This window comes from Marinobacter sp. B-21 (genome assembly GCF_056857895.1).
This window is the reverse complement of the sequence record NZ_JBSXNZ010000072.1, coordinates 108343-119585: the sequence shown is the minus strand read 5'-3', so window position 1 is coordinate 119585 and position 11243 is coordinate 108343. Positions and strand designations below refer to the sequence as shown.

The 11243-nt window shown below is 60.2% G+C and carries 8 protein-coding genes; 7 read left to right on the top strand and 1 reads right to left on the bottom strand.

Annotated elements, in window-relative coordinates:
• Nucleotides 1–17 precede the first annotated feature (17 nt).
• From AC13C0_RS10875 to astB, 5 genes are all read left to right on the top strand, one after another.
• The gene (locus AC13C0_RS10875; protein WP_341582741.1) at nucleotides 18–1232 is read left to right on the top strand and encodes an aspartate aminotransferase family protein; all 1215 of its coding nucleotides are present in this window, start codon (nucleotides 18–20) and stop codon (nucleotides 1230–1232) included.
• A gap of 9 nt (nucleotides 1233–1241) precedes the next feature.
• Complete coding sequence (locus AC13C0_RS10870; protein ID WP_341582740.1) at nucleotides 1242–2261, top strand: arginine N-succinyltransferase; 1020 nt, start codon at nucleotides 1242–1244, stop codon at nucleotides 2259–2261.
• 64 nt (nucleotides 2262–2325) lie between these two features.
• A complete protein-coding gene (gene astA / locus AC13C0_RS10865) occupies nucleotides 2326–3426 on the top strand; it encodes an arginine N-succinyltransferase (protein ID WP_341582739.1) in 1101 nt (366 codons plus the stop codon).
• Nucleotides 3414–4889 carry a succinylglutamate-semialdehyde dehydrogenase gene (gene astD, locus AC13C0_RS10860; RefSeq protein ID WP_341582738.1) on the top strand — a complete coding sequence of 492 codons (1476 nt, stop codon included), beginning with the start codon at nucleotides 3414–3416 and terminating at the stop codon, nucleotides 4887–4889. Before astA ends, astD begins: the two co-directional genes overlap by 13 nt.
• Before the next feature lie 14 nt (nucleotides 4890–4903).
• Nucleotides 4904–6244, top strand: coding sequence for an N-succinylarginine dihydrolase (gene astB / locus AC13C0_RS10855; protein WP_482954381.1), 1341 nt, complete (start codon nucleotides 4904–4906; stop codon nucleotides 6242–6244).
• A 32-nt stretch (nucleotides 6245–6276) separates the two neighbouring features.
• Here the strand turns inward: astB and AC13C0_RS10850 are convergent, their stop codons facing one another.
• Nucleotides 6277–6921: a TetR/AcrR family transcriptional regulator gene (locus AC13C0_RS10850; RefSeq protein ID WP_482954380.1), complete on the bottom strand. Its 645-nt coding sequence runs from the start codon at nucleotides 6919–6921 to the stop codon at nucleotides 6277–6279.
• A gap of 165 nt (nucleotides 6922–7086) precedes the next feature.
• On the opposite strand from AC13C0_RS10850, the gene AC13C0_RS10845 reads away from it, so the two are divergent.
• Nucleotides 7087–8166, top strand: a complete 1080-nt coding sequence (locus tag AC13C0_RS10845) for an efflux RND transporter periplasmic adaptor subunit (RefSeq protein ID WP_117618380.1) — start codon at nucleotides 7087–7089, stop codon at nucleotides 8164–8166.
• On the top strand, nucleotides 8166–11192 hold the full coding sequence (locus AC13C0_RS10840; protein WP_341582736.1) for an efflux RND transporter permease subunit: 3027 nt from the start codon (nucleotides 8166–8168) through the stop codon (nucleotides 11190–11192). The genes AC13C0_RS10845 and AC13C0_RS10840 overlap by 1 nt, the downstream gene beginning before the upstream one ends.
• Nucleotides 11193–11243: the final 51 nt, after the last annotated feature.

Genomic DNA, 11243 nt, shown 5'->3' with positions numbered 1-11243 from the left:
TTTCCCGAGAGAGATCTATGAATAAAGAACCCGTTAGCCGCGAACTGTTCGATGAAGTCATGGTGCCCAATTACGCCCCCGGTTCCGTCATTCCGGTACGGGGCGAGGGTTCCCGGATCTGGGATCAGGAAGGCCGCGAGTTTATTGATCTTCAGGGTGGTATTGCGGTGACCTGCCTCGGGCATTGCCATCCGGGACTCGTAGGCGCGTTGCACGATCAGGCCGAGAAAATCTGGCACCTGTCCAACGTGATGACCAATGAGCCGGCTTTGCGTCTGGCCAAAACCCTGTGTGATCTCACCTTTGCCGAGCGGGTGTTCTTTGCCAACTCCGGCGGTGAGGCGAACGAGGCCGCCTTCAAGCTGGCCCGCCGTTACGCCTGGGAGCACTTCGGCCCGGAAAAAAACGAAATCATCTCGTTCAGGAACTCCTTCCACGGCCGCACCCTGTTTACCGTCAGTGTCGGTGGCCAGCCCAAATATCTGGAAGGTTTTGAGCCGGCTCCGGGTGGTATCCACCACGCTGAGTTCAATGATTTGGAATCGGTTAATAAGCTGATCTCAAAGGAAAAAACCTGCGCCGTGGTGGTAGAGCCCATTCAAGGTGAAGGCGGTGTTATGCCGGGCGACCAGGCTTTCCTTGAAGGTCTGCGCCAGCTGTGTGATGCCAACGATGCCCTGCTGGTGTTCGACGAGGTGCAGTCCGGCGTCGGAAGAACCGGCCACCTGTATGCCTACCAGATGTACAACGTGGTGCCGGATATTCTCTCCAGTGCCAAGGGCCTGGGCGGTGGTTTCCCGATAGCAGCCATGCTGACAACCGCAAAGGTAGCTGCCAGTCTCGGCGTCGGAACCCACGGCAGCACCTATGGCGGTAACGCCCTGGCCTGCGCCGTTGGCCAAAAGGTTGTGGATACTGTCAGCCAGCCGGAGATTCTCAAGGGTGTGAAATCGCGCTCCGAAAGGCTCCGCAAGGGCATGATGGATATTGGTGAGCGTTATGGCGTGTTCAGTGAAGTTCGCGGGGCCGGATTGTTACTCGGTTGTGTGCTCACCGAGCAGTGGCAGGGCAAGGCCAGGGATTTTCTTAATGCAGGTCTGGACGAGGGCGTGATGGTTCTGATGGCTGGTGCTAACGTGATTCGTCTGGCGCCGTCACTGATCATTCCCGAGCAGGATATCGGCGAAGCCCTCGATCGTTTCGAAGCGGCGGTTAAAAAACTGACGGCCTAAGGAGTTCCTATGTGGCTGGTACGTCCGGCGCAGCCGGATGATCTGGACCAGATTCTCGCCATCGCGGGCACCCAGAGTGCCCGCCTTTCCTCCACCCTGCCCAAACAAAACGATGCCCTTGCATACAAGATTGAGCATTCACTGGCGTCTTTTGCCGGCAAGATCAGCACAGAGGATGACCCACCGAGGTTCCTGTTCGTGCTGGAAAACACCGAAACCGGAGAGATCGCGGGCACGGCTGGTATCGATGCCAGGGCCGGCAATGGTCAGCCCTTCTACAGTTACCGGCGCGATGCGCTGATTCACGCATCCCATGAGCTGGGTGTATCAAGGCGGGTAGAAGTCTTGTATCCCTCCCACTTTCTGACCGATGTCACCCTGCTGTGTTCGTTCTCGATCCGGCCGGAACTCCGTGACAGTGAGGCGTTCGAGCTGCTATCCCGTGCACGGATTCTGTTCATCGCCGATCATCGGGAATGGTTTACCCAACGGGTGGCAGTGGAAATCCAGGGTGTGCAACTGGATGACGGCAGCGTGCCGTTCTGGGACAGCCTTGGCCGACATTTCTTTGATATGGATTTTGAAACGGCAGATCAGTATTCCGGGCAGCTGAGTAAAACCTTTATCGCTGAACTGATGCCGCCCAATCCGATCTATGTCACCCTGCTGAGCGAGGCGGCCCAGAAGGCGCTGGGGCGACCGCATGAGATAACCGTACCGAACTTCGAATTGCTCCAGCGGGAGGGATTCCAGCCCGGCTGCTACCTGGACATTTTTGACGCCGGGCCAGTACTGGAGGCGCGCACCGACAGCCTGAGAACCCTGGTGACCAGCCACCCGAAACCCCTGCATGCCGCCAATCATGACCTTGGCGAAACCTGTCTGATTGCGGCAGGGGAGCGGGACCAGTTCCGCTGCACCCTGACACCGGTTGCGGAAACTCTGGAAGACACACTCAAGGTGCCGGTCAACACCTGGAAGGTGCTGAACAAGACCGCGGGTGACCGGGTAAGGATCGCGCCGCTATGACAGCGATTCGGACAGGCATTCCAACGGTTATTCAGTTAAATCGCGGAAACAGAGAGGCGACACCATGCTGGTAATTCGCCCGCTTCAGGAAAACGATCTGGACGATCTTTACACTATGGCGCAGAGCGCCGGCAAGGGGCTCACAACGCTGCCCGCGGACCGGGAGCTTTTGGAGAGGAAGATCAGCCACGCCCGGGAAACCTTCAATCAGCGCTGTGCGCCGGAGGCCGGGCTTTACCTGTTTGCGCTTGAGGATATCCAGCGAAAGAAGACTGTCGGAATCAGTGGAATCCAGGCCCGGGTTGGTCTGGACGAGGTGTTTTACAACTACCGGCTGAGTGTTGCAGTGAACGCCTCGAAGGAGCTCGGCGTGCACGTGCGCACCCCGACGCTGCATCTGTCTAACGACATGACTGATACCAGCGAGATCTGCTCGCTGCTGCTTTCTGACGAGTACAAGGGCGGTGGCAATGGTCTGCTGCTCTCCCGTTGCAGGTTCATGTATCTGGACGAGTTTCGGAAGCACTTTTCGGACAAGGTTTTCGCGGAGATGCGGGGCGTTTCTGACGCGCAGGGGCGCAGCCCGTTATGGGATGCCCTGGGCAGCAAGTTCTTCGACATGGAATTCAGTGAGGCGGACGTGCTTTCGGGGCTTGGCAACAAGTCGTTTATCGCCGAGCTGATGCCGAAATATCCGATTTATCTGCCCATGTTGCCGGATTCGGCCCGGGCAGTGATCAGCCGGGTGCATGGCAACACGGCTCCGGCGCTCAGGATGCTTCAGGAGGAGGGGTTCAATTTCAACGGACTGGTGGACATCTTTGATGGCGGTCCGGTGGTAGAGGCCTTTGTTCACAACATCCGCACCGTAAGAGAAAGCGTCAACCGGCATGCCATGGTCATCCGTAAACCGGTGAACCTGGATGTTCCGGCGGCTGAGAGGGCGATGATATCGAACCGATCATTCAGGGATTTTCGGGTGACCACCGTGCCGATCAGTTGCATCGGGCCGGATACCGTCGGTCTGGCGCCGGAGGTTGCGGACGCGTTACAGGTCGAATCCGGCGATCCAGTCCGGCTGACCCCCTTGAAAGATTCGGCTACGCTGACCAGACATACCTATGGAAGTCCAGTATCGGGAGGTGCATCGAAATGGCAAAGCTGACAGGCGAACTGTTTATCGACGGGCTATGGCTTCAGGGCCATGGTGCTCCCTTCGAATCTGTCCAGCCAGTGACCGGCGAGACAGTCTGGGATGGTGAAAGTGCCAACCTTGAAGACGTTGACGCGGCCGTGCGTGAGGCGCGCACCGCCTTTCTGAAGTGGCGGCGAAGAAGTTTTGTGGAGCGCCAGGCAGTGGTCGAAGCCTTTGGCGAGTTGCTTGAAGCCCACAAGGAGGAACTGGCCTACCAGATCGGACTGGAAACCGGTAAACCCCTGTGGGAGTCCCGGACCGAAGTGGCAGCGATGATTGGCAAGATCGGCATCTCCGTGAAAGCCTATAACGAGCGTACCGGCCACTCTGAATCGGACGTTGCCGGCGGCCATGCGGTGCTCCGGCACCGCCCCCATGGTGTGGTGGCCGTATTCGGCCCCTACAATTTCCCGGGGCATTTGCCGAACGGGCATATTGTGCCTGCACTTTTGGCGGGTAATACCGTGGTGTTCAAACCCAGTGAACTGACCCCCGGGGTCGCGGAAGTGATCGTGAAGCTCTGGGAGAAGGCAGGCATACCAGACGGCGTGATTAACCTGGTGCAGGGCGCTGCCGATACCGGGAAGTCGCTGGCTAGCCACCCGATGATCGATGGCCTGTTCTTTACCGGCAGTTCAACGGTTGGTCACCTTCTGCACAAACAGTTCGGCGGCCAGCCGGAGAAAATCCTGGCCCTGGAAATGGGCGGCAACAACCCGCTGATTGTTCAGGATGTTCATGACGTGGACGGTGCTGTTCACCATGCCCTGCAGTCGGCGTTTCTCTCGGCCGGTCAGCGCTGCACCTGCGCCCGTCGGCTGCTGGTTCCCAGGGGCAAAAAGGGTGCTGCCTTCCTGGACCGGTTGGTGGAGGTCGCCTCCCGGATCAAGGTGGGTGAGTTCGATGCCGATCCTCAGCCGTTCATGGGGGCGGTAATTTCAGCCGAAGCTGCGGATAAGCTCCTGGTGGCCCAGACCGGTATGCTGGAGAAGGGCGGTAAATCCCTGCTGGAGATGACGTCCCTCAAACCCGATACCGGACTGCTGTCGCCGGGTATTATCGACGCGACCGGGCTCGATCTGACCGATGAGGAATTCTTTGGGCCATTGCTCACGGTCCACCGCTACAAGGGCTTTGATGATGCCCTGGAGCTGGCCAACGATACCCGTTACGGGCTCTCGGCCGGTATTCTGACCGATGATCGGAAACTCTATGATCGGCTGGTGGAGGAGGTTCGGGCCGGTATCGTAAACTGGAACCGGCCGCTCACGGGCGCAAGCAGTGCGGCACCCTTCGGCGGTGTTGGCGCCAGCGGCAACCACCGCCCCAGCGCCTATTACGCTGCCGATTACTGCGCCTGGCCCATGGCGTCACTGGAAGGCGGCAAGAGTGAGCTGCCAGACACGCTTGCCCCCGGCCTGAACTTCGATTAACGGAACCGACTGCCATGGCAAAACACGCGGTAGAAGCAAACTTCGACGGCCTGGTTGGCCCCACCCACAATTACGCCGGGCTGTCCTGGGGTAACGTGGCGTCGAAAACCAACGTGCGATCGGCGTCCAACCCGAAGGAGGCGGCGCTCCAGGGGCTGGCCAAGATGAAACGGCTGGCGGACAGGGGCTATGTGCAGGGTATTCTCCCGCCCCATGAGCGGCCGCACATTCCGACGCTGCGGGCTCTTGGCTTTGAGGGTACGGAAGCCCGGGTGCTGGAGCAGGCGGCGAAAGCCAGCCCGTCGATTCTTGCGGCGGTATCCTCAGCCTCGTCCATGTGGACGGCCAATGCCGCCACGGTTTCGCCCAGTGCCGATACCACGGATCACCGGGTGCATTTCACCCCGGCCAACCTGAGCGCCAAGTTCCACCGCTCCATCGAACACAAGGTAACCGGGCGTTCCCTGAAAGCGATCTTTGCCGATGAGAGCTATTTTGCCCATCATCCGGCGCTGCCCTCGGTCAGTCATTTTGGTGACGAGGGCGCCGCCAACCATACCCGGTTGTGTGCCGGCTATGGGGAGCCCGGCGTAGAGTTGTTTGTTTACGGCCAGATCGCCTTTAACGAACAGGCGTCGGCCCCGGAAAAATATCCGGCCCGACAGACTCTGGAGGCCTCCCAGGCGATTGCACGACTGCATGGCCTGAAGGGTCAGCATGCGGTGTTTGCCCAACAAAACCCGGAAGCCATTGATGCCGGCGTTTTCCATAACGATGTTATCGCGGTAGGCAACGGCAACACCCTGTTCTATCACGAGACGGCGTTCCTGAATGAAGACCAGGTGCTGGCGAATATCCGGGAACGTCTTACCGGTGCCGAACTTGAAGCGATTCGGGTCAGCCGTGCTGAGGTGCCGGTTGAAGACGCGGTGGCCTCTTACCTGTTCAACAGCCAGTTACTGAACACGCCCGACGGCATGCTGCTGGCCGTGCCTGGCGAGTGCCGGGAAGTGGCTTCGGTTAGCCGGTATCTGGATGATCTGGTGAAATCCGGTGGGCCGGTCACCTCGGTGGAAGTGTTCGACGTCAAGCAGTCAATGCGCAATGGCGGTGGCCCGGCCTGTCTGCGGTTGCGTGTGGTTCTGGACGATGACGAACTCAAAGCCACGCACCGGGGGGTCATTGTCACTGACGAACTCTATGAGCGCCTGACCACCTGGGTGGAAGCCCATTACCGGGATGAGCTGAGCCAGGATGACCTGGCAGACCCCATGCTGCTGGAAGAGGTCCGGAAAGCCCTGGACGAACTCACCGGTATTCTCGGGCTCGGCTCAATCTACGATTTCCAGCGTTAGCGTCCGTGTCCCACCGGTACAGTAGATCAGCCTTAAGTCCGACAGGCTGCAATCGACGAGGTCAGCATGTCCATGGTGTGCCGGATCAGCTGTTCGGCCGGGAAGCCGTCGTTGCCCTCGCCCGTTTCTGACTGGCACAGCAGGATCGCACCATGCAGCGCGCCCCGCAGGTACAGGGCGGTCTGTGCCGGATCGCTGATCCGCTCCCGGTTCATAGTGCCGTCCTGAAGCCCCAGTTTGATTGCTGCCACCATCAGTTCCATCAGGTCTGACTTGGAACACAGCATCTCCTCCGCCTGACTTTCGTCGGCCTCGATCATGGCCGTGGAGGCCTTGGTGAGTGCTGAGAAGTAGTCCGGCTCCTCCAGATAAAAACGGTAATAGGATTCGCCCATCGCCCGGATCTGGGCCAGGCCGGTGTCGGCGGTTTGCCGCGCTTCTTCAAAGCGACGGAACAGGCTGTGCCCGGCCCTGAGCATAATGCCCCGCTGTATCGCCGCCTTATCCTTGAAATACACATACAGCAGCGCCCGGCTTAGGCTGGCCGTGCGGGCAATGTCATCCATTGAGGTTCGCTCGTAGCCCTTCTCTGAAAACACCAGTTCGGCGGCGTCCAGAATGGTGTCGTAACGGGCCTGTTTTTCCCGCTCCCGGCGGGTTTTCAGCGGTTCGCTCATTCAATCATCCGGTTAGGTGGCAACAGCTGGCACATGATACCTGAAACTGGATCAAACCCGATTATTGACAAAATGTCAAAGAATGACATGATGTCTTAAACAATCATCGGGGCTGCCACGGACCGGGCCCCGCCAACAACATGAGCATGGACGAAAGGATGAATCATGACGCCACTTCGTATTTCCGTTGCCATAGTTTCCCTCGCGTTCTTTTCACTACTCTTGTCCGGCTGCAAAGCCAGTGACGTGTCATCGGAGCCTGAGCAGCAAAGGGTTTCGGTGCGCGTTTCAGAGGTGGGCGGTGGTGAAAACCGGGATATGCCCCTCAGGTTTTCCGGAATTGTCCGCGCCAGCCAGCGGGCAACCCTGACCTTTCAGGTCAGCGGCACCCTGAAACAGAGGGCGGTTGAGTTGGGCCAGAAGGTGCAGGCTGGTGAGGTTCTGGCCCGGGTTTACAACCCCGCCCTGGAGCCGGTGCGGGATTCCGCCAGAGCCCGGCTGGACGAGCTCACAACCGGGTACCAGCAGGCTAAACGTGAGTGGGAACGTTCCAGCCGGCTGCATCAACGTGGTGTGGTTTCCGAACAGGACCTGGAGCAGATTGCCGCCCGGCGCGATTCCCTGAAAGCCAGTGTTGCCACGGCTCGTGCCTCGCTGGCGGAGGCCACGCAAATGCTGGAAGAAAGTGCCCTGCGGGCACCATTCTCCGGACGTGTGGAAGCCCTGCTGGTGCAGCAGGATGAATTCGTCGCCGCCGGCCAGCCGGTGATGCGCCTGTCTTCGCCGGAAGGCCGGGAAGTGGAAGTGCGAGTGCCCGCCCATCTGCTGAACCACGTGCAACTGCGGCAGGCCCTGCCGGTCTGGTCGGTGCAGGACCGCAGCCAGCCTTCGCAAACCGGTTCTGTCGTGGAGATCGCCCAGGCTGGCGCCATTCGTGGTGAATTGCACCCGGTGCTGGTCAGTCTGCCGGTCAATACCCTGGAGCCAGGCGAACCTGTGGAGGTGGGGATAACCCTGGTACGCGAATCGGCACTCACGGTTCCTTTGCTCTCTGTGGTCCGGAATGCCGAGGGTACCAGTGTTTTCCGGGTCCGTGAGAAGGTCGCCAAACGGGTTCCCGTGGTCGTGGATCGGGTTGTCGGCGAAAGGGTAGTCGTCAAGTCCGGTGATCTGGCTCCCGGTGATCAGGTGGTGTACGCGGGCATGACCCGGCTGGCCGACGGTGATGCCGTGGAGGTGCGCTGATGACTCGCCGGCTTCTGAACTGCCAGCGACTTCTCGGGATGGTTGTTGCCATGCTCTGCCTTCTTGGCATTGCGGCGTACAGCACCATGCCACGTCAGGAAGATCCGTCGTTTCCTTACCGGGCGGGGCTGATCAGTATTAACTACCCGGGCGCCAGCGCCGATGCTGTGGAGCGGCTTGTATTGCAGCCGCTGGTGGACGAGCTTCGCCAAGTGGAAGAGGTCGATTTCTCCCAGGCGACTGCCCGCACCGGGGTGGCCATTGTCCGGCTGCGCCTGAATGACACCATCTATGACACCGACCCAGCCTGGGATCGGGTGCGCCAGGCCATGGAGCGGGCGCGGCAGGACTTTCCGGATGATGTGGGGCAAATGGTGCTTGATGACCGCCTGATCGACAATCCTGCAATCGTCATGGCCGTAGGTGGCTCGCCGTCGGTCACGGAACTAACGGAGGTTGCCGAGCGGCTGAAGCAGAACCTGTCGGATATTCTGGGTGTTTCCCGGATTGCACTGGAAGGGGATGCCGATGAACAGGTCACCCTGGCCCTGGATGATGCCGCGCTCTACCGCCTGGGCATTTCCCCGGCCCGGGTGCTGGACACGCTGGCGCGGCGCAACCAGACCATCCCCGGCGGCTTCGTGGTGGTCAATGGCCGCCGCCTGTCGGTGCTTCCCAACAGCGAATTTGCCGATATTGACGCCATCCGCGCCACGCCTGTAGAACTGCCTGACGGCTCCCAGGTGCCCCTCGCGGCAACGGCGGATGTCTGGCGCGGACCAGCGGAACCCCGGCAGCCGGAAACCTGGTACGACGGCGAGCGGGTTGTGCTGGTTTCCATCATCATGGAAGAGGGCACCACCGATGCAATCCGGTTTGGCCAGCGGGTACGGGAACGGGTGGCCCGGATTCGCGCAGAGTTTGAGCCCTACGAGATCCGGGAAATGTTCTTCCAGCCCGACAAGGTGGAGGAACGGCTGGACAACCTGGCCTGGAGCCTGGTGCTCTCTGTGCTGATCATCGTTGCAGTGGTGTTCACCGGCATGGGTATTCGCATGGGTCTGCTGGTCGCATCCATCCTGCCCATGGTGGCGTTGATCAGTGTCGGGCTCTATGATCTGGGCGGCGGCGTTCTGCATCAGATTGCCGTGATTGGTATGGTAATTTCCCTCGGTATCCTGATTGATAACGCCATCGTGATTGTTGAAAGCATCCAGGGACACCTGGACGAGGGGATGCGTCGCCTCGATGCTTTGCGTAAGGCGGTGACTGAACTGGCCGGACCTCTGGGTGCCTCAACCGGCACCACTCTGGCGGCGTTTACGCCTTTGTTGCTGTCCAAGGGCGGCACCGCCGATTTCACCCGGGGGGTGCCGGTGATGATCATGCTGACCCTGTCGGTCAGCTATCTGCTGGCCATTTCCGCTGTACCCCTGTTGGCTGCGAAGTTCCTGAAGCCAACGCGGAAAAGCAGAGAGGACCGGTTTACGGGTCTGGCCCGTTTTCTGGGCAGCCTGGTTGCCCGGCACCCCGGACGCCTGATTGCCGCCGGCACCATTCTGGTCGCCATCAGTCTGGCCATGACGCCTTTTATGGCACGGCAGTTCTTTCCGAATGCTGATCGCCCCAGAGTCATCGTTGAAGTTCACATGCCCGAGGGTACTGACCAGTCCCGCACCTCGGACGCAACGGCAGTCCTTGAGAGGGCTATCCGGGCCCGGCCCGATGCCCTGGCGGTGCACCGGTTTGTGGGCTACACCGGGCCGTCATTCTATTACAATCTCCAGGAGGCACCTCAGGCTCCGAACCGCGCCAGACTCGTTGTCACCACACCAACCCTTGAAGACACCGCCGATATGACCCGCTGGATACGCGCTCATGTAAACGAGCAGATGCCGGAGCTGGACGTGACCGTGGGTGTGCTCGGGCAGGGGCCACCAAGGGCCGCACCGGTGGAAATTCGGATCTATCACGCCAGCGACAACACCCGGGCCAGGGCAGTGGAACAGGTCTTCAGTATTCTGCGGGGCGTTGAGGGCACGGTTGATGTGCGCCATGATCTGGATATCGGCGTGCCCAGCATCGCGATTAACGTCGACGACGCCACTGCGGCCCGGTACCGCCTGACCCGCGCCGATGTGGCCCAAAGCCTTTATGGCCAGAGTTTTGGTGTGGTGGCCGAGCGCTATCGCCAGGAGGAGGACCCCATTCCCCTGGTGTTGCGGTCCCGGGAAGGCACTGCGCTGTCGCTCTCACGCCTGCTGTCCGTCAACATCTACAATGATCGCGGGGATGCCGTGCCCCTGTCGGCGGTAGCCAGTGTGTCTACCACCTGGGAACCCGCCGCCCGGTACCTGCGCGATGGCGTCAGAATGAACACGGTAACGGCGAACCTGGAAACCGGCTACAGCTTCAGTCAGGCTCTGGAGGGCCTGTACGCAGCCCTTGACAAGACGCCCCTGCCGCCGGGCACGCGCATGGAACTGGGCGGTGATGCCGAAGGTTCGGGTGAGGCCAATACGGCTTTGCTGACAGCGGCACCTATCGGCATGCTGTTGCTGCTGTTTTTCCTGCTGCTGCAGTTCAATTCCTTCCGCCGGGTCGGGATTATCCTGTTGACGGTACCGCTGGCTGCCGTCGGTATCTTCCCGGGTTTGGTGCTTTCCGGTTCCCCCTTCGGTTTCCAGTCCCTGCTGGGGGTTATTGCCCTGGTGGGTATCGTGGTAAACAACGCCATTGTGCTTCTGGATGTCATGGACCGGGAACTGGAGAAAGGAAAGGACATCAGGGGTGCCATGCGCAGCGCAGCAGAACAGCGCACCCGCCCGATTCTGCTGACGACGGCAACCACCGTGGCCGGTCTGCTGCCCCTGGCGTTCTCCAGCTCCACCTTGTGGCCACCGATGGCCTGGGCCATTATCTCAGGTTTGCTGGCTTCCACGGTGCTGACCCTGCTGGTGATCCCGGCGGTATGTACCCAACTGATCAGAGCCAGCGTACCGGAACCTGAAAACGCCCCGGCCTGACCCGCTGAAGTCAGGGTCAAGTCAAAGTTGGGGTCAGATGAAAAAGGGGTC